This is a genomic window from Nostoc sp. FACHB-888, from assembly GCF_014696655.1.
Lineage (GTDB): Bacteria > Cyanobacteriota > Cyanobacteriia > Cyanobacteriales > Nostocaceae > Nostoc.
The window spans coordinates 306322-326693 of sequence record NZ_JACJQM010000001.1 but is presented as its reverse complement, the minus strand read 5'-3'; the positions used below and the strand labels follow the sequence as shown (position 1 = coordinate 326693).

Here is a 20372-nt window from a genome sequence, read left to right as displayed (position 1 = left end):
TGTGATTCAATTCTTGCCAAAGGACTTGTCATATTTTGTATATCTAATTTTTACTCCGTAGTTTATTATCCCATTTTGTTTATATTAAGGATATATCTATTATCGCCTGATTTCTTTCTTAACTAACTATCGTTTTATCGGAATTTCTATCCAGAACTCACAGCCTTTGCCAGGTTCAGAAACACACTTGATCTTACCGCCGTGTTTTTCCACAATAATTTGGTAACTAATAGATAACCCCAGACCAGTACCTTGTCCAGGTTGTTTGGTGGTAAAGAAAGGTTCAAAAATGCGCGATCGCATTATCTCTGGAATCCCATAAGCATTGTCAGCAATACGAATCAGAATAGTATTCCCTTCGAGGACTTCTGTTTGAATCAGAATTTTAGGATTGCCAATTATTTTTCCACTTTTTTCTGAGTTTTCCAGTGCATCAATCGCATTGTTGAGAATATTCATAAACACCTGATTTATCTGGGCTGCATAGCAGACTACTGAAGGCAATTCACCATATTGTTTAACTACCTCAATAGCAAAAGAATTAGTCTGTGGTTGCAGTCGATGTTGTAAAATTAGCAAAGTACTATCGATGCCTTCATGAATATCAACGGGCTTTATTCCTGCTTCGTCAAGTCGAGAAAAAATTCGTAGCGACAAGACGAGTTGAGAGATTCGCTCTGCCCCCATCTTCATTGAAGTTAGAATTTTGGGCAAGTCATCACTAATGAAATCTAAATCCAGTGCTGCTACTTGCTTTTTAATTTCCTCTGTTGTCTTAGGATACTGTTTCTGATACAGGCGCAGTAATTTTAGTAAATTTTCGGTATGCTCAGTAACGTAAGTGATGTTGCCGTAAATGAAACTAATCGGATTGTTAATTTCATGTGCAACGCCAGCAACTAACTGCCCTAAACCTGCCATTTTTTCACTTTGAATCAACTGGCTTTGAGTGTTCTGTAATTCTTTAAGAGTCTGGGTGAGTTCTTCTTTTTGACGTTGAGTTTGTTCGAGTAATTCCGCTTGCTGAAGCCCTACCCCTAATTGAGTACCAATCTGTATCAGCAAATCTACTTCATCTTCTTGCCAATCACGGGGTTTGATATTTTGATAAGCTGCTAGTAATCCCCAAAGTTGCTCACCCTGAAAAATCGGCACAACTATATATGCCCTAGTCTGCATTAGCTCAAGCAGGGCAATATGACAGATGGAATAATTGACGTTGTAAATATCTTTAATAACAATACTTTTACCATTAGCAAAGTTCCTGCCTTGGGTTTTTTGCAAGTAATCATCTGCAAGCGCAGGTACAATTTCCCTTATTGGTGTCCAACCTTGGGCTAAAGACTCAGCCACAAATTCGCCGCTCCAATCAGTCCTGAATTGATAGATTGTCACTCGATCAACTTCCAATAGCCGCCGGACTTCTTCTGTACTGGTGGCAAAGATGGTATGAATATCAAGAGACTGGCGAATTTTCTCCACCGTTGCGGCTAATGCTTTCTCTCTTTCGGCTGCTTTCCGTTCTCGTGCAGCAGCTTGAGCCAGTTTTTGGGTCTGCACCTGCATCTGTTTCAACGACTCAGCTTGCTGTAATGCTACCCCTAATTGAACGCCAACTTGCGCCAATAAGTTGATTTCCTCATCTTGCCAATAACGGGGCTGTGAGTTTTGATAAGCTACTAGTAATCCCCACAACTTCTCGCCCTGAGAAATTGGGACGAAAACTTCATTCCGTGCATACTTACCCGCTTGCTTTCCTTGTACAAAAACGCCTTCTGTCACAGGCTGCGGCTTAACCATCGGTGTCCAACCATCAACAATAGAATCAGCAACAAATTCGCCACTCCAATCAGGATAGAAGCGGTAAATTGCTACTCGTTCTACTTCTAATAGCCCACGGACTTCTTGAGTTGTGGTTTTAAAGATGGCTTCAATATCAAGAGACTGACGAATTTTTTCTACGGTGGTCGCTAATGCCCTTTGTCTTTCAGCAGCTTTGCTAATTTCTGCTGCTTGGATCTGCATTTGTTGGATAAATTCTGCTTGCTGTAAAGCTACACCTAGTTGCGTACCCACTTGGGTAAGCAAGTAAACCTCATCTTTTTGCCAATCACGGGTTCTGGCATTTTGGTAGACTGCTAGCAAACCCCAGAGCTTCTGACCGTGGTAAATGGCGACGATCGCATAAGCCCTTGCTTGATATATCTCTAAGATTTTAATGTAGCAGTCGCTAAAACCTGAATTGTAAATATCATTACAAACACGGTACACTTCACAGCGACTGAAGCTACCACCCTCTGTATCTTGTAAGTAGGTGTCAGCGACTGGAGGTTTAGCTAAATCTTTGGCGCTACATTTACTGACGTTTTCACTCAATTCCGGCCGCTGCAATTGCTCATGTATTAGGGAAATCCAACCCTCTGCCACTGATTCAAACACGAATTCACCACTCCAATCGGGATTGAAGCGATAAATAGCCACGCGATCAGCATTTAGCAGCTGCCTAAGTTCTACGGTAGTTGTGCGGAAAATGCTTTCCAAGTCTAGGAATTGACGAATCTTCTCAATGGTTATGGCTATAGTTCTTTGCCATTGAGCTGCTTTTTCTCTGGCTTTTGCTTGTGCTAATTCTGCTGATTGTAGTTTTACTTGTTCCACGTAATCTGCTTGTTGCAAAGCAACTCCCAAATGTTCAGCAATCAGTTGCACAAACTCAATTTCTGATGCTTCCCATTCGCGAGGCCTACTACACTGATGAATACACAATAACCCCCATAAATCTTTACCTTTGATTAAAGGGACAGTTATATTGGCACGTACTTGGAATCTTTCCAGAATCTGGATGTAGCAATCACTGGCATTAACTTGATAAATATCGGCTATTGCTCTAATCCGACCTTGCTGATATAGTTCTGCAAACTCCTCACTAAAGCAGTGGTCGCGCAGTTTTGCTGCTAGTGCCGAATCCCATTCTGCTGCCACATCTTCATAGATAAATTCCCCTTCCCATGCCAAATCAGGATAGAAACGAAACACGCTAACCCGATCATTTTTCAGAAGTTGGCGAACTTCAGTAACTGTAATTTTGAAGATAACGTCAATATCTAGAGACTCGCGGATGCGGGCAATAACTCCAGACAAGGCTTTTTGTTGCTCATTCTGACGCAAGCAGGATGTCACATCTGAATGAGATTCTTGCTGTTCTAAATTTGGTGCTATGGGTTGAGTAGTAGAGGAGTGTTCCATTCCCAGTGGGACTTTAAATATTGAAAGTCTTCTAGCTTATGATTCCCCTAGCGATCGCAAAGTTAACAGTTCTTTCTTGAGAATGCCAAAAAACAGTGTAGGGACACGATAATATCGTGTCCCTACAAAAACATTTTTCAACCACGAGAGAATTATCGCCGCTTGGGAGTGGCGCTGCGGCTGATGCGTTTGTCTTCATCTCGGCGACGGCGATCGCGCCAATCTGCCACGGTTAAATAACCAATACCACCAGTGACTACTACAAGTAGTACTACGGCTACTAAAGTTAAAATACTCAAAAATGGACTTTCCACGATGCCTCTACAGTCCGTTACGTCCCCAAACTACCATTGCAATTGACCAAGTGAACACAACTAACAGTGATACCCAACCTAGTGTCAAAATCTCCATAGTCCTGCTTTTCAAATGATTACAAAAGGTTTCTAATATTTATCATACAGGGATTGGGCAGGCTGAGATTTTTTTTATCAATGCCATTGTAACTTTGCGTGTGATGTCTACGACGGGCTACGCCTACGCAAACACACAATTTTTTCTTGGTAAGCTTAGTACCTCAAGCATTAATTAAAGACCAATGTAAAAAAATAGCGATCGCGCTTTCCGACTTGATAGTTTGGGAATACTAGGGTCATGGGTATATATTTCAAATCCACCAACCCCTAGTATAATGCCGACATTTTTCAACTATCCTTTCCAATCTAACGGTTTTATTCCCCACGGACATTGTTATCTCTGGCAAACTGGATTAGTTTGGCTCCACATTATTTCTGATGCCACCATCGCTCTAGCCTATTATTCTATTCCCTTCCTACTAATTTACTTTATTTCCAAGCGCAAAGACGTTCCTTTCAATGGAGTCTTTTTATTATTTGGTGCTTTTATCATTGCCTGCGGTACTGGGCACTTGATAGATATTTGGACGCTTTGGCATCCAGACTATTGGATTGCAGGTGGTTTAAAAGCTGTAACTGCAATTATTTCTATATATACGGCATTTGCGTTATTTTATCTCATGCCTCAAGCTTTAATACTACCTAGCCCAGTACAGCTAGAAGCTATCAATCGAGTGCTTTCAAGTGAAATTGTAGAGCGCAAGCGCATCGAAAAAGAACTACGCGTTGCAGAAGAAGTTGCTCAAAACTCCAGCCAAGCCAAGAGTGAATTTCTTGCCAATATGAGTCATGAACTCCGCACACCTCTTAACGGCATCTTAGGCTATACACAAATTCTCCAACGTACAGAATCTTTGAGTGATAAAGGACGTAAAGGACTCAGCATCATTTATCAATGTGGTTCTCATCTTTTAACCCTAATTAATGATGTCCTGGATCTCTCCAAAATAGAAGCCCGGAAACTAGAATTGTATCCTGTTGATTTCTACTTGCCTGCTTTTATAGATAGCGTAACTGAAATTTGCCGTATCCGGGCAGAACAAAAAGTCATCGCATTTCATGTTGAACTCGACCCTAATTTACCAACGGGTATTCATGCTGATGAAAAACGCTTGCGGCAGGTACTGATTAACTTGCTTAGTAATGCCATGAAATTTACTAATCAAGGCAGTGTCACCTTCAAAGTTCAAGTCATTGGTAAAGAATCAAATGGCAATGGAAAAATTAACTACAAAATTCGCTTTCAGGTAGTAGATACTGGTACGGGTATAACCCCTGAGCAAGTCGAGAAAATTTTCCAGCCCTTTGAGCAAGTGGGAAGTCAGAAACGACAATCTGAAGGTACAGGCTTGGGATTAGCAATCAGCCAAAAAATTGTTTTATTGATGGGTGGTCAAATTCAGGTGCAAAGTACTTTATCCAAAGGTAGCACTTTCTGGTTTGAGGCAGAATTGCCAGAATCTAAAGAGTGGGCAAAGGTTTCTAGAGTGGTTGAAGAGGGAACTATTATTGGTTATCAAGGACAAAGACGCACCATTTTGATTGCAGATGACAAATGGGAAAACCGATCAGTAATTGTAAATTTACTAGAGCCAATTGGGTTTACTGTTGTAGAAGCTAGTCAAGGTCAGGAAGCATGGGAGCAGGCTCTAGCCTACAAACCAGACATGATTATTACTGACTTAGTGATGCCTAAATTGAATGGATTTGAGTTGATCGAACGTTTGCGTCACTCTGGGCCATTTAAAAAGATTGCTGTCATCGCTTCGTCAGCCAGTGTGTTTGCAATCGACCAGCATAAGAGTATTGATGTAGGTGCAGATGCATTTCTACCAAAGCCTATAGAGGCTGAAATGCTGCTGGAAATGCTACGGCAATTCTTACAATTGGAATGGATTTTTGACGTTAAGGTAGACGCAATCAAAAAAATCTCTACAGGTGGTTTGGATAAACAAAATGAGGAGATGATTTATCCTGCCAAAGAGGTTTTACAACAATTACTAGAACTTGCACAGGACGGCGATATTCAAAATATTTTAGAACTAGCTGAACAAATTTCTGCATCTAATGATAATTTAGATGTTTTTGTCCAGCAACTCGTCCAGCTTGCTAGTAATTTCCAAATCAAACGTTTAGAAAATTTTATTCAAGAATACATCAACTAATTTCACTTAAATTTTAATTTAATTTTCAACTCATCATGAGAAAACCCCCAAATAACGGATTTATTTTAATTGTGGATGATAATCCGACAAATTTATCTGTCCTGTGTGCAGCGCTCAATAGTGAGGGTTTTCGTTTTCGTGTTGCAGTCGATGGAGAAACCGCCATCGCTCAAGCCGAACGCAATCAACCAGAGTTGATTTTGCTGGATGTACAAATGCCGGGTATTGATGGATTTGAAACTTGTCGCCGCCTCAAAGCCAATCCTGTCACTGAAAACATTCCGATTATTTTCACTACTGCCTTAGCGGATACGGAAAGCAAAACGAAGGGATTTTCCCTTGGTGCAGTAGACTACATCCCTAAACCGTTTGCACAAGAGGAAGTCATTGCTAGAGTGCGCGTACATTTACAACTCAAACAATTGACTGAATCTTTGGAACAACAAGTTAGCGATCGCACCAAGGCTTTACAACAAGCGCAAGTCCAACTAGTGCAGCAAGAGAAACTATCAACACTCGGAGAGTTAATTGCTGGTATTGGCCATGAAATCAACAACCCCATCAGCTTTATTTCCAGCAATATTCCACCCTTGGAAGAATACATTTCAGGAGTAACCGAATTACTTCTACTGTATGAACAGGAGTATCCAAACCCAACAGCCAAAATTACCACTGCTATTAAGGACTTGGATTTGAGCTTCGTTCTCGAAGATATGGGGAAAATTTTGAACTCACTCCAGCTAGGAAGTGAACGAATTCAAAACCTTTCTAATTCACTCCGCACCTTTTGTCGTTCGGATAGTGATACTAAAATATTTGCTGATTTGCACCAAGGACTAGATAGTACGTTAATGATTTTGCAACACCGTCTCAAAGCTAATGGCGATCGTCCCCGCATTGAAGTTATTAAAAGTTATGGAGTATTACCAGAAGTAAGCTGCTATATTGGGCAGATGAATCAAGTATTTATGAACATTTTGGCGAATGCAATTGATGCCCTTGATGAAGCTATAAAGCTGGGCAAAATGAGCAATCTAATTCCTCAGATTCAAATTGCAACAGAAATATATTCTGAACAATTAGTTGTAATTCGGATTGCTGACAATGGGATTGGTATTCCTGAACGGTTAAAAAAACGCTTGTTTGAGCCGTTGTTTACCACAAAAGCCGTTGGGAAAGGCACTGGACTTGGCTTGTCAATCGCCTATGAAATAGTTGTAGAGAAACACAAAGGTGTATTAGATGTAAATTCTCAACCAGGTCTGGGAACCGAGTTTATCATCAGAATTCCCACATAAGAGCAGCATTTTATTGATTACAAAACTGCTGTAGCATTTATCATACTGAAGAGTAAGGAAAAATTTCCCTAATACCTAATTTCTATATAGAGTGAGCGTAAATTTAGATCCTCAATTAATGGCAGAACGCATAGAATCCCTCAAAGCTGGAATAATTGGGGGTTTATCTGTGTGTTTTGCTTCTGCGATCGCTAGTCTTGTGAATAATTTAGTACTAGCAAAGTATTTTCAGATACTCGCAAGTCTGCGAAGTGATGTTAACTGGCACTTGTGGGTGAGTGGTGCAGTTGCAACTTTTACTGGTTTACTATTTGGTGTCACCTACCGCTACATCATCCGCTCGGATAAAAATCCCCAACTCAAAGTCGGTGGTGTGCTGGCGTTTGGCTTGGTGCGGGGATTAACTCAAATAGAACTTGGATGGGATTCATATAGCACACTTTGGCCTTTTTTAGTGTTAGCTGGAGAAAGTTTGTTATGGTTTGCGCTGGCTGCCATCGCTCTTAATATTGCGATTCAACTCCGTTGGATTAAACCTTTTTCATCAATCTAATGTGATTAAGTATTGTTATCTATTAGCTAATATGAAAACTAAAAGATCCCACTATTATCTGAACACTAATGCAACCCTGAGCTAGACTACAAGTGTGATCCCTACATGGCAGAAAACCTTTGTGAAAGCGAGATGGATTATCACAGCAGTTTCAGCAGCACTATTTTTCGGCGGTAGCCTGCTTACATCATTGCGCGACCCTTGGTTTCAGAACTTGCAGCGTCCTGGCTGGTTGACTTTTGAATTTCTCATCCCATTTATTTGGACATTCATTTGGGTCTGTCTGACAATCTCAGCAATTATCGTTTGGGAGAAAACCTCAAAACAGTCTCGTCCTTGGCTATTGATGGCTATGTATGCAGCGATCGCCCTATTAACCTCAGTTTACAGTCCCATTGTGGTAGAACTTCGCAGCCTAACAGGTGGAATGATTGCCGGTGGCTTGGCAACACTTTTAGTCTACATTTTGGCATTTCTGGTTAAGCCAATTTCCCAAAAAGCCTCCTGGCTATTTCTACCCTATGCTCTCTGGGGCCCTTTCGGTACTTATCTCACTTGGCTATTAATTCAACTTAATCAGGGCGCAGCTAAATAAACGTGACGCAAAAAGACAGGCGATCGCTGGTGTTAACAGCTAAAGAACCTACATATTAAGTAGCTCTCGGTACTCGTGCAGCATCAAATTGAAAATTATTATTTCTAGCCAAAAGGATGTTTGGAGGATAAATTTTTCTTGTTGGGTGAGTATTCAGAGCAATTTATTGCTTCTTCGGTGAGAACAATAGAAGGATTTACTGCACATTTTAGATAATGATTATTGGAATAAAAGCTACAGTTTTTACAGGGAAGTTTGTGTATAGCTTTGGAGGGAAACACCATTTTATAATCTATAAATGCCCGGATTTTTCGCAATATTAGGAAAAAAACCATCCAACTAATTATAAACCCAACAGGAGATAAGGATATTGCTATATCAGTAATAGTTAATTCATGCGTTTGCCCTTGATCTTTTTTTGCTTCACTAACGATTACTTGCTGTAAATTACTATTGGTTGCTACGGTTTTTGGCAATATTTGAGTATGATACATATTATTTACCTTTTGCTATTCTTTAGTGTCTTTATTTTTGATAGCCGGGTAACTCACTAGTTATTTGGAAAAATATCCTGACTATTATGTTATTGGGACTAAGTTAGTAACACTGTTCGGCTTGGAATATATAAACTTTCTTTGAAGAATAAAACTCAGCAGAATTTTATAAACAAGACTTGAGTTTACGTAAATCATCACAAGTTTAGAAATTGTCCATATTTTAGATGTAAATATCAAAAAATATGGAAAATAACGATACTTGGATTCTATGTTTATTGATTTGCTTTTTAATTAACTCAAAATCACTACACATTTGCCAGTAGATAAAGTTTGAATGCTTACAAGGATTTAATTATAGGTTTAGCAAAATAAAACTTCTGCCATATCTGTCAAGAGTTTTGCTTATGATTTTAAGTTATATACCCAAGGGAAGAAATTAGCTAATGGGCTTATAATTAGATAGTTTTATGGTAAAATATTTAGGAAAATACTCTTAAAAGCTTCTAAATATTAAAAATAAGCCCGTGAGGGGTACAAATATATTTTGTTTCAAGCAAAGTGCATCGTGTATCTCGATAAAACTATAAAATATGCCACTAAGCAATCATAAGCCAGGAAGTTTCGAGAACTTTTCAGCTTCTAAATTTGAAGCAGCTATTGCCATAGCTTTTAAGGAACTGACGAATTTTCAGCCTGAAATAAAACTTATAAAAAGGCATTGGAAAAACCCACTCTTTTTAAAAATGGGATGAGAGACGCCTTTTTAGACCGTTGATAGTTAACAGTTAACAATTAACTTGAAATCCCACCCCCTTTGAGGGGTGGGATGAGCTTAATACATTCCAAGTTAAAAAGGTTCTGATAAAGTAAAAATCGATCGTTTTATACGCAAGCCAGTAAATCGGAAATGCCTGCAATTTTCAACAAATTCTAAAAGTTTTGCGTTTCTTGCCTTAATCAATTAACCACTGCTTTAATAAGTAAATTCTTGATATCAACCAAAAACTCCCAAAAAAGATTGTCCATGTTACTGTCATAATTATAAAACTTAGCCATTTATTATTTTGATGAAATCTCCGCCTTTGCCAAATAATCAGTGTGAGATTTGTAGAAAGTAAAAACGCTATTATATTAGCTAACAATAACCAATGATCTTCTGTTACGCTTTGCATCCAATCTATTAACGAACCTCCATTCGCACTATCGGGCTGAAAACTTGGATCTCTTAACGGTGAAACTTGATAGGCAAAAAGGCTAATAGCTATCGTTAAAAACAGCAAGAACACCAGACTGAAAATAGAAAATTGCCGAACACGTTGAAAACTTCTCATATAATCTCCTGAAATTTAAGATAGCGATCGCCTTAGGACTACAACTAAAATTGATTATTTGGTTCATTTGCTTTGTTTAGTCCCTCGCTTTCAGCAGGCCAGCCATGCCCCAGGATTTCTCTAGTCAAAACAAGATAGGTCGTTCTTTCAAAAGTCAAAACTTTGCTTGAGAAAACTTTAATTATGCAGATATCTGGGGATCTGTTCAATATTTATTGAAAGAGACAGGAAAAATAAATGGCGTTACAGAACAGTGGAATCAATTAGGACAAGCTCTTGAGGCAACACTTCTCTACGTTCGCGAACAGCGTGTCGCAGACAGACGCTCTTGCTATAAGAAAGCGGGAAGCTGACGCAACAGTGGTGTGGTCGCGGCAAGAGTGCAGATCACGAAGCGTCTTGCAGAGAGGGCAGTTTTCTCCCTACCTTCATTGATAAATAAGGAATTATCTGTTAAAACCTTTCAAAATTTGCTTGGCAGCATTAACACCTGAGATTGCAGCTCCTTCCATAAAACCTTGCCATTCATAAAAGGAGTTAGTATGTTCTCCTGCAAAGTAAATGTTATCTACTGATTTACCTTCATTACCAGCAATTGTTGTAAAGTAACCAGGTTGGTTACAGGTGTAACTTCCTTTGGTGAGTGGATTTAACAACCAGTTTTCTAAATAAGCTAGATATTCGGTATTTTTAATCTGTACAGCTGAAATATCTGCGCCAGGGAAGACAAACTTCAGGTCATTAATAAATTTAGCAGTTTCTCGTTGAAGATTTTTTGGGTTAAGTCTTGCACCTAAATTGCCGCCAGCGTAATCAGTTAACACTGCTCGGCCATATGTAGCTTTACTAGGGTTAGTTTCCCAAATAGCTTGAAGGTTGGCAAGATCAGCATAGGCACTACCATTACTACCAAGGGTATTCCAAGGACGACCATTAAAACCTACTATCAGTTTTGAGTTAGTTCCATAGACTAAATTATTAATAGCATCAAGTTTCCACTGTGGTAGTTGAAGTCCTTTTAAATCTACTTCGCGCAGAGTTGAGAAAGGAACAGAAAATACAACAGCATCAAATTTTTCACTAAGACCATTGTTAAAAACTAATTCAATTTTATTAGCACTATCTTTCCTGGCAGCAATCAGCTTTTTACCATACTCAATCTGCCCTGGTAAACGGTTTTTTAATCCTTCAACAATCTGTTGATTGCCTCCAATAACATGATAGCGTTCATCGCTAAACACCCCAAAAGGCTTAAACTTAGAGCGTCTATCTGCATGAATAAATAGTAAAAAATTTAAACAGCTTTGTTGGTCAATTTCTCGACCATATTCACTAATATATGCAGATTTAATTACATTTTTGAGTAAAGTTCCTGCTCCACGACTATCAAGATAATCTTGGAGATTAGTCAAATCCAGTAGTCGCTCAGATACAGTGAAGTTATCCGCAGTAGGTTGTTTCAGGGTGCGTAAATCAACTCTCATCGCGGTAACAAAATTTCGGAATTCATCAACTACTGCTGATTCCCGATAACGCTGACCATTAAAGTAATAAAATACTTCACCTGGTTGCTTTGATAAATCTTCGACTTCTAACTTAAATTCGCTTACATATCCCAAGATTGTTTTGTGCAGATTGTCTATAAACTCGCCGCCTCTTTCAGCAACTTGTCCAGGGAAGACACCATCAAGTGAGTAGCAACGTCCTCCTGCTCGGTCACTAGCTTCGTAAATAGTAGCTTTAATTCCTTGACGTTGAAGTTCGTAGCCACAAGCAAGTCCTGCTAAACCAGCACCTACAATAGCTATCTTTGCATCCACTGATGAAGGTGCGGCTAAAGTACGATGAAAATAACCAGACCCTACACCAATTGTCCCACCCAATATTGTCAATTTCCCTAAATCAGTCAAAAATTGTCGCCGCTTAGTTTTACGCAACGACATCAGCTTTTTAAGTTGCTCAATGCGCTCAATGCCTTCACTGGTTGAAATATCATGCTTTTGACAATAGCTGACAATCCCAAGTGTGTTGGCTAATTTTCTAAATATTGGTGAATGACTCATTAGTTAGATACAACTTTAACTGGTTTTTTTAGGAAAATTTTCTATTTATTTATCTGTTTACAAGTATAGATTTGATCTATGTAGTTACTTTAAAGAATTAACCTTTATAAGATAAAGTTTTAATATTTTTTCAATTAATAACTGAACTTTTTTGATTTGTCAATAACTTCAATAGATAATTTAAGTACTATCCAGATTTGCAAAAAAGAAGTTGCGTAAGTTTTGAATAATTTTACAAGCGATCGCTGGGTAAATAGACTTGCACTGTATTGGCACAGCAATGCTCATTGCTGTGCCAATACAAAAGATGTGTTTCAAAGAAATGAAAACTGCTGTAAAAATTACGAATTACCGATTTTTAAAGTTCGGTGTTTGTAACGGACTATGCATAATAGAACAATTAGTAATATAAGCGCTTTGATCATTGATGGCTCCACTACTCTTTTCATTTCCGTAGGGGTTGTAGGAGTAAGATTACACGGAATCTCAATGATCTGTGTGTGATCAGAACCATTACCAGTGGGAGTCAGATCGCATTCGCCTTGGCTGTTGAGAGATAAAGGTGCATTTTCTGAAGAAACAGATGTTTGAGCTGATGCACTATCGCCATCCAGTAGGAGAAGCAAAATTAAACCAAGACCCCCAATTCCGATTATTGGCCAGAGTGGAAAGGAATTAGGACTGTCTTGTACCAAAACATCTCCCACAGAGGCAGGGAAAGTACTGAAGCTCATTGCTTCTCCATCCAACGCGACTGGATTATCACTCAGCAAAATATCTCCTGGGATATCTTCTCCCAATAACTGACTAAATTCCTGTGGAACCGCGTTATTGGGACGTCCGAATTCCCCACCATTTTTGGAGTATGGAAAGGATAGTACTTCAAAGATTCTCTGTTGGAGTTGATTCGGATTTCCAGAACTCAACGCATCCAAACCTGTTGAAATTTTATCTACATAGAAATTCGTCATCTCAGGCGACAGACCTAGAGACTGAATTTGCTCCCTAACATTGGAAATTTTTGAGGCTTCTTCAAATAGGAGTCGTCCGTATGACAACTTCAAGTCTAGTAATCCATCCCGGAGGCTGACCGAGTTATTGGTTCCTGAGTATGGTGACCAGTAGAACTGCTTGGTTATATGTCCGAGTCCTTCTACTGGATTGCGACCAACAGGCTGTCCAAGAAGGTATTGAGATCCATCCATGATTGCGGGAGATTCGTTTCTCCAAAATGAGGCGAAAGGCACCGCAGAGAGATTCGGATTGTTACCGTAAAAGCTAGCAAAGTTCTGGAAGTTTTCCTCCCCACCAGCTGCTCGGATCAGGAGGTTTTGATAGCTAGTTCCGTCATTTAAATCCAGTAATCGCTGGATTACCGATCCAGTTTTATTGCAAGTCAGGCCAAATCCCACATCACATCCAGGGATGACTCGCATCTGGCTCAGATTCTGGTTATTGATTTGGTATTGGAGATACTCATATTCCAGCCCTTGTTGGATACCATAGCGTCCAATATTGAGCTGTGCAAAAGTAGGCTGACACGTAGTGACTACTACTGCAACAGATGAGAATACGATGGTCGCAAACCGAACTGCCTTCTCTACAAGACGCTCCGCGTAGCTTGCTTCCACGTTCGCGTAGCGTTCCGCAGGGAAGTGGTACGGCATTGCAATTCTTTGAACAATTGATTTAGGCAAGATGCACCTCTACTAAATGACAGCAATTTCATTGGTTGTTCACGTTCCTCTTTCAGTCCGTGGGGCCGATATTAATAGCTCCAGAACTTCAACGAGTCGCAACAATACGGCAGACTCATCGAGTCTGCGAACAGTGTTCCTCTCATGGGTAATTAGAATTGGAGATTGGGAGAAAATTTCTTTAGGAGTTGAGCGAGGTTTGAATCCCTATCTATATTCATTTCACTCCCCAATCTCCAGTCCTCAAGTTCAACTCTTAGGTAAATCAATGTTGATCGTGATTCCAGTGCCCTTGAGATTTCCTGATGAGAGTGTGTGATATAAGACCAACGCCCGGTTTGGTTGGTCAAAAAGAAACCCACGACGGGTGGGTTTGATCTTCCCTTCTTTTACTAAAGAGACAAAAGCTTCTAAATACCTACGTATACCTTGACGGTTCTCTTGACTATTATTCATATGACGCTTAATCAGCATCATAAAGAAGTCCAAACTCCGATTTTCCTGTCCCTGAATCAGACTGCCCTCATCTAAGAAAGAACTTGCTATAAGTCTGCCATCGACTTGTTTAGCCTTAAATAAGGTAAAGTAACGCCCTTCTTTTTTAGGATTGTTCGCATAACAGACCCAAGAACCCTCTTGATTCTGTGTAAAACCTTGTTCAGCAAGGTAAGAAAGCAAAGAATTACTTGCCTTGGTTTGTAGTGGAGGCAATAAATCCTCAATGGGATCTAAAGAGCAAATCTTCTGCGTTGTTTTCTGTTGAGAAGCAGCAGGAGTCTCTTGGGTATAGACACGCAGGGGCTTTTCATTAGACATTGCCATAGTAGACATTGCTGCGATCGCAGATATTTGGAAAGCGATCGCTCCAAACAAACGAAGAATGATATTCATGTTTTTCCTGTTACTCTTAGTGACGTTGTTAATAATCGAGTCGTTACTAAATCATTTGTTAGATTTTAATGTTTGCCTCATTTGATCGAGGTATCTTAAATTTTCAGCCATAAAATAGGGCTTTTATATTAGGTAACTAACCACAAAGAGAAATCAATATCTAAATAAAACACGCAATATTAATGTTTTATTGGCAAGACAAACTTGGCTTTTCGATATTTTTACATATACGAAAAACGCTTGACTTAGTGTCAAATCTTTCCTATTTACTCTTGTCTAAATTTTAAGAGGCTTTTATACCTTCTTAGCTAGCTTTTATAATTCCTAAAAGAGGGCTTTGTTAGCTATTTAGTACCTTGTATAAGCAAATTTTCAAAAGCTCTGCGCTTTGCAGATTAGCGCTTTTGTGGATTTTCTGGGTGGATTGAATAATTTTTTGTTTTTTGGAGGTAGCACACCTAACTAGCTGTTTCCGCATGGTTGCAATTTAATGTATAAAATCATATCTCCTTGACAGTAAAATAATATTACCATGAGCTTGATATATGCAACAGCATTGTGGACAGTTATCAAAGTTGTACACGCTGAATTGTAACTACCTCTTCATTAAATTTCATGGCAAATAACTGAGAGTCAAAATTAATTTACTTATACATGGTTAGTATTTTAAAATTTAGTACTTTTGTTCTTAAGGGAGTAATGCTATGTTTTAAATATAACTTTTTTGTAAAAAACATACGGAGAATTAATATATTATTGTTGCTGGATAAGCCTGATTTGCTGAACTTTCAGCTACAAGCGATCGCACCAAACAAAGTTAAAAGCGTCTAAGGCTTAGATTCCCGAACTATATATTGCCACGACAAAAGAGTATGCCCTGAAATTTGCCCTGTAGATAGATAAATATCCTGAGCGTAGTTGGTATATTTAGAAATTCCAGTGTTAACAAGCTTTGACTACAATTAAGATATTAACTTGGTATTTTTACAAGCCTTGGCAGTATGAATGTGGAATTTTTTAACAGGATTCCTTTGATGCCTTTAATATTACTATGGCTGGCTTACACTCTCTTGGGATGGTATCTTGCTGCTCATCATATTGTTTGGTTGGTAGGAGCTTTTGTCGCTGCTATGGTTATAGCTGTAGTGCGAAAAAGTTTTTCTTGGTTAGAGCGTTTAGTTGAATTTGGGTCTAAGACTTTAGCTGTCATATTATTTTTAAGTATATCAATTGCTTTTGTAGCAACTTGGTCGCTATTCTTAAGCCTTTTTCTCATCCCCTTGGCAAGTACACTTTTAGCTGATTTAGAAATGCGCTTTTCTGGCTTTAAGAAGCTAGATTCGTTTTGGGTTTTAACAGTCATAGCTGTATTGGGCTTAGTAATGGGCGAATTAATAGATATTCTACTTTTTCCCAGTAGCAGATACTAATGGATTAAGGATAAAAAGGGATTTTTATTATTTATTAAGTAGGGACACACAAATGTGCGTCCCTACTTAATTTAAAGTTTTAGGCGATCGCTATTTCTAGCTGCCTGATAAAACTAGGCACAATTAGCCACTATTAGTCAATCATTCTTTAGATTACTATAAATCCAACTTACGGAAGACGTTTTATTGAATCAAACCTTCTAGCCTATTAGCAGAATTAGGACAACTAACAATGTAAATACTTCTGATGAAAATCAGAGGTAGGATGATGCACGCCTAAATTGTATAAACACTCTTTACGGTCGTTAACTTTTGACGGTTAACGGTTATCATTCATTGGTCATCAACCTTCATGTAAATGTTCAAGTTAAATGCGTAACAGCTTACATAGGTGACATTTGAGCCTCAACAACAAACAGGGAAACCGTTCCTTATTTAAGATTAAGAAGTTGCCAAAGATAAACATTGTCTAGCAAGGGAAATGGAAGCAATCACTGTAGGGAGATTGATCTGTATGTGGCGTGGTGGATATTACCGTTTGAAGGCATATTATTGATGATTGTCATTTTTGAGTCACATTTGTTTTGAACCATAGAGATATAGGTAAAACAGTGCAAAAAAAGATGAAACAAAGCGGCGAGTCCCCACTCAACAGTACTAATAAGGGAGTAACGTGAGTAGACGTAAAGACTACAGTTTGCTTCAGCAGACAGAAACAGATCAAGTAGCAGCACCCAAGCCATCGCTGACATTATCAGATGCAGTGGCTCTGATTGTCGGTATTGTGATCGGGGCAGGGATTTTTCAAACCCCGGCTTTAGTGGCAAGTCAAGCAGGTAGTGATATTGCTGTACTCTTTCTTTGGCTAATGGGTGGCGTGGTATCTTTGGTAGGAGGGCTGTGCTATGCAGAGTTAGCCACTGTCTATCCCGATGTTGGTGGTGCTTACTATTATTTAAAACGTGCATTTGGGCGGGGAGTCGCCTTTTTATTTGCCTGGGCGCGAATGACAGTGATTCAAACTGGTTCTATTGCCCTGTTGGCATTTGTTTTTGGCGATTATGTTTCTCAGATATGGCGGCTAGGAACGGTTTCGTCTTCTATTTATGCAGCCATAGCGATCGCACTTTTAACTGCTTTGAACATCATCGGTTTGCAGCAGGGTAAGTGGACACAAAACTTGCTGAGTGCTGCGAAAGTTCTGGGTTTGTTGCTGGTAGTAATTCTTGGGCTTACCGCCATTCCTAATTCTGCTGCTCCCGCCCCTGTAGCATCTGCATCATCAGGAACGTGGGGGCTAGCTATGGTATTTGTGCTATTGTCCTATGGCGGTTGGAATGAGGCGGCTTACATCTCAGCAGAAATTCAAGATGGACGACGTAATATTGTGCGATCGCTAATGTGGAGTATTGGCATCATCACTGCCATTTACTTACTCATCAATCTGGCTTACCTGCGGGGACTAGGATTAGTAAACATGTCCCAGTCTGAAGCAGTAGCGGCAGATTTAATGCGCTCTCTTTGGGGTGAACCGGGAGCCTTATTCATCAGTGTATTGATTGCGATCGCTACTTTGGGAGCAACCAACGCTACAATCTTTACCGGAGCGCGTACCAATTTCGCACTAGGACAAGATTTTTCGCTATTTGGTTTTATGGGACGCTGGCAACAACGTCCTAGTAGTCCTATCCATGCCTTATTATTGCAAGCTGCGATCGCCTTAGCACTGGTTTTTTTAGGCACGCTCACCCGCAAAGGCTTTGAAACAATGGTGGATTACACCGCCCCAATATTTTGGTTCTTCTTTTTGCTTTCCGGCATATCACTAATGGTATTGCGAATCCGCGAACCCCACATAGTACGCCCATTCCGTGTGCCATTTTATCCTTTGACACCATTGCTGTTTTGTGCCGTCTGCGGTTACTTGCTCTACTCCAGCTTGGCTTATACAGGTGTGGGAGCAATTGCAGGTGTTTTAGTTGTAGCAGCAGGTATCCCCGTGTTGTTTTGGAATAACTATCGCCAAGGTAAGACTTAATATTTTGGATTTTGGACTTTCTGCGGAACGCTACGCGTAGTTTGCTTCCACAAAGTGGTACGACCGTTGAACAATTTTGGATTGTGTAACCCAAACTATAAACAATTCAAAATTCTATGAATATCAGTTGTTTTACTAACTACTGACCAAAAGCTACTCAATTAAGGAGAAAATTCATGAACTTCAAAAAAATTCTGTTTTTAATGGTTACAGGGGTTAGTATTACCAGCTTGGGAATTGCTGGGTGTACACCGCAAGCCACAGACTTAGAAGCCGGGGCACAACCTTCTACTTTGACTGGTCAGACCGAAACCGAAGCACCAGCTACGACAACTCCCACAACTCAACCACAAGAACAAACCGAAACACCAGCTACGACAACTCCCACAACTCAGCCACAAGAACGCGCCGGCGATGTTCCTTATGTACCTACACCACAGCCAGTGGTAGATGCAATGTTGAAAGTGGCAAAAGTGGGTAAAAAGGATGTGCTTTATGACCTTGGCAGTGGTGATGGAAGAATTGTCGTTACTGCGGCGCAAAGATATGGTACGCGCGGTGTCGGCATAGATATCAACCCTGAACGCATTCAAGAAGCTAATGACAATGCCAAGAAAGCAGGAGTAACAGATCGCGTGAAGTTTGTCCAGCAAGATTTGTTCACCACTGATTTTAGTGAAGCAACAGTACTTACACTTTACTTACTACCAGAGGTCAATGCAAAACTCCGTCCGAATATATTGAAACTCAAACCTGGGACTCGCATTGTCTCTCACGCCTTCGATATGGGTGATTGGAAACCAGATCAGACCCTGACTGTAGATGGCAAAACCATTTACTATTGGGTAGTTCCTAAAGATGTGCCAGAGAATTTACGTTAGGGAATAATAGCATTGTCCCTAAGATATCTCACCCTGGTTTTGCTTGTGCAAAACCTGTCCCTCTCCTTAGTAAGGATAAGGAGAGGGATATCCCATAGGACAGGGTGAGGTTTTAGAGGACTTTTGGGTAATCGTATAACTTGTGTTTACACCGTAGCTCCTTGGCAAGAAGAGGAGTTGGGCATGAAATGTACTTCATGTAAACGAAAACCTTTATATTTTTAAATTACCTCTATTGGGGGTTGACAACAGCAAATTTAGATGTAAAAAAGAATAATCTAAAATCCAAAATTTTTTAACTGAGTGCAAATTCCAGCAAAGGCAGCTTAGGCATAAAATATGATAGGGTTAAAAGGAAAGAATGCTTTAATTACAGGTGCAACTTCAGGTATTGGTCAGGCGATCGCTATCAGACTTGCTCAAGAAGGGTGCAACATCGCTATCAATTACCGTAAAGACCCGGAAGGCGCGGCAGAAACGGAAGAGATGGCATTGCAAAAAGCCTGCGGCAACATCGAAAACTGTGGTGTGAAGTCGCTACCGGTTCAGGGAGATGTCTCCCAAGAATCAGACATTGTTGAGATGGTCAACACCGTAGTAAAGGAATTTGGCAGTGTAGATATTTTAATCAACAATGCTGGTATTCAAACAGAAAGTCCATCCCACGAAGTTACTACAGCAGACTTTGACCGGGTAATTGCAGTTAATCTCCGGGGTGCTTATCTCTGCGCCCGTGAAACTATTAAACACCTCCTGTCTGTTAATCGTCCGGGGGTGATTATTAATATTTCCAGCGTTCACGAAATTATTCCGCGACCGATGTATATCAGTTATTCCATTAGCAAAGGTGGTATGGAAAACCTAACCAAAACTTTAGCATTGGAATATGCCAAGCAAGGTATTCGTGTCAACGCCATTGCCCCCGGAGCAACAGTCACGCCAATAAATCAAGCCTGGATAGATGACCCCGAAAAAAAGGCGATCGTGGAAAGTCACATCCCAATGGGGCGTGCTGGCTCCTCAGAGGAGATGGCCGCCGCAGTAGCTTTTTTAGCTTCGGATGAAGCCGCCTACATCACCGGACAAACCCTATTCATTGATGGTGGATTAACTCTGTATGCTGATTTCCGAGAAAGCTGGTCAGCTTGAAAAAGAGGCAAGGGAGCAGGGAGTAAGGGGGATAGAACAGAAAGGGGATTCGCCCTTGCCCCCTGCCTGTTCGTTGAGGTAGGCTTGCGTACTTTCCACAATTGAGCCGATACATACCATTAGTG

16 protein-coding genes are annotated in these 20372 nt (G+C 40.0%); 8 read left to right on the top strand and 8 right to left on the bottom strand.

All coding sequences use genetic code 11. The features are described from left to right. Positions 1 to 126 precede the first annotated feature (126 nt). The 3 genes from H6G26_RS01340 to petN all read right to left on the bottom strand — a co-directional run bounded on the left by H6G26_RS01340 (position 127) and on the right by petN (position 3657). Positions 127 to 3246, bottom strand: a complete 3120-nt coding sequence (locus H6G26_RS01340) for a GAF domain-containing protein (RefSeq protein WP_190727533.1) — start codon at positions 3244 to 3246, stop codon at positions 127 to 129. A gap of 152 nt (positions 3247 to 3398) precedes the next feature. Further along, the gene (locus H6G26_RS01335; protein WP_190727558.1) at positions 3399 to 3545 is read right to left on the bottom strand and encodes a hypothetical protein; all 147 of its coding nucleotides are present in this window, start codon (positions 3543 to 3545) and stop codon (positions 3399 to 3401) included. A 22-nt stretch (positions 3546 to 3567) separates the two neighbouring features. After that, entirely contained in the window at positions 3568 to 3657 is a 90-nt protein-coding gene (petN, locus tag H6G26_RS01330) for a cytochrome b6-f complex subunit PetN (protein WP_012408302.1), read from the bottom strand. 277 nt (positions 3658 to 3934) lie between these two features. Between petN and H6G26_RS01325 the strand changes: the two genes are divergently transcribed. The 4 genes from H6G26_RS01325 to H6G26_RS01310 all read left to right on the top strand — a co-directional run bounded on the left by H6G26_RS01325 (position 3935) and on the right by H6G26_RS01310 (position 8270). Continuing rightward, positions 3935 to 5824, top strand: coding sequence for an ATP-binding protein (locus H6G26_RS01325; protein ID WP_190727532.1), 1890 nt, complete (start codon positions 3935 to 3937; stop codon positions 5822 to 5824). Positions 5825 to 5859: 35 nt separating this feature from the next. Beyond that, positions 5860 to 7122 (top strand): response regulator, encoded by a 1263-nt coding sequence (locus H6G26_RS01320; protein WP_190727531.1) that lies wholly within the window; start codon positions 5860 to 5862, stop codon positions 7120 to 7122. A 118-nt stretch (positions 7123 to 7240) separates the two neighbouring features. Further along, positions 7241 to 7675, top strand: a complete 435-nt coding sequence (locus tag H6G26_RS01315) for a hypothetical protein (RefSeq protein ID WP_190727530.1) — start codon at positions 7241 to 7243, stop codon at positions 7673 to 7675. Positions 7676 to 7796: 121 nt separating this feature from the next. Next, entirely contained in the window at positions 7797 to 8270 is a 474-nt protein-coding gene (locus H6G26_RS01310) for a TspO/MBR family protein (protein ID WP_190727529.1), read from the top strand. 104 nt (positions 8271 to 8374) lie between these two features. Here H6G26_RS01310 and H6G26_RS01305 read toward each other — a convergent pair whose 3' ends face one another. The 5 genes from H6G26_RS01305 to H6G26_RS01285 form a co-directional block, all read right to left on the bottom strand. After that, positions 8375 to 8764, bottom strand: coding sequence for a hypothetical protein (locus H6G26_RS01305; protein ID WP_190727528.1), 390 nt, complete (start codon positions 8762 to 8764; stop codon positions 8375 to 8377). 956 nt (positions 8765 to 9720) lie between these two features. After that, on the bottom strand, positions 9721 to 10098 hold the full coding sequence (locus H6G26_RS01300; RefSeq protein ID WP_190727527.1) for a hypothetical protein: 378 nt from the start codon (positions 10096 to 10098) through the stop codon (positions 9721 to 9723). Between the two features lie 446 nt (positions 10099 to 10544). Continuing rightward, a complete protein-coding gene (locus tag H6G26_RS01295) occupies positions 10545 to 12161 on the bottom strand; it encodes an NAD(P)/FAD-dependent oxidoreductase (RefSeq protein WP_190727526.1) in 1617 nt (538 codons plus the stop codon). Positions 12162 to 12502: 341 nt separating this feature from the next. Continuing rightward, positions 12503 to 13858, bottom strand: coding sequence for a hypothetical protein (locus H6G26_RS01290; RefSeq protein ID WP_199326585.1), 1356 nt, complete (start codon positions 13856 to 13858; stop codon positions 12503 to 12505). 249 nt (positions 13859 to 14107) lie between these two features. Then, a complete protein-coding gene (locus H6G26_RS01285) occupies positions 14108 to 14749 on the bottom strand; it encodes a hypothetical protein (RefSeq protein WP_190727525.1) in 642 nt (213 codons plus the stop codon). 1001 nt (positions 14750 to 15750) lie between these two features. On the opposite strand from H6G26_RS01285, the gene H6G26_RS01280 reads away from it, so the two are divergent. From H6G26_RS01280 to H6G26_RS01265, 4 genes are all read left to right on the top strand, one after another. Further along, entirely contained in the window at positions 15751 to 16179 is a 429-nt protein-coding gene (locus tag H6G26_RS01280) for a hypothetical protein (protein WP_190727524.1), read from the top strand. Between the two features lie 673 nt (positions 16180 to 16852). Further along, entirely contained in the window at positions 16853 to 18217 is a 1365-nt protein-coding gene (locus H6G26_RS01275; RefSeq protein WP_190727523.1) for an amino acid permease, read from the top strand. A gap of 176 nt (positions 18218 to 18393) precedes the next feature. Beyond that, positions 18394 to 19098, top strand: a complete 705-nt coding sequence (locus H6G26_RS01270) for a class I SAM-dependent methyltransferase (protein ID WP_190727522.1) — start codon at positions 18394 to 18396, stop codon at positions 19096 to 19098. A 339-nt stretch (positions 19099 to 19437) separates the two neighbouring features. Continuing rightward, entirely contained in the window at positions 19438 to 20247 is an 810-nt protein-coding gene (locus tag H6G26_RS01265) for an SDR family oxidoreductase (RefSeq protein ID WP_190727521.1), read from the top strand. The last annotated feature ends 125 nt before the right edge of the window (positions 20248 to 20372 follow it).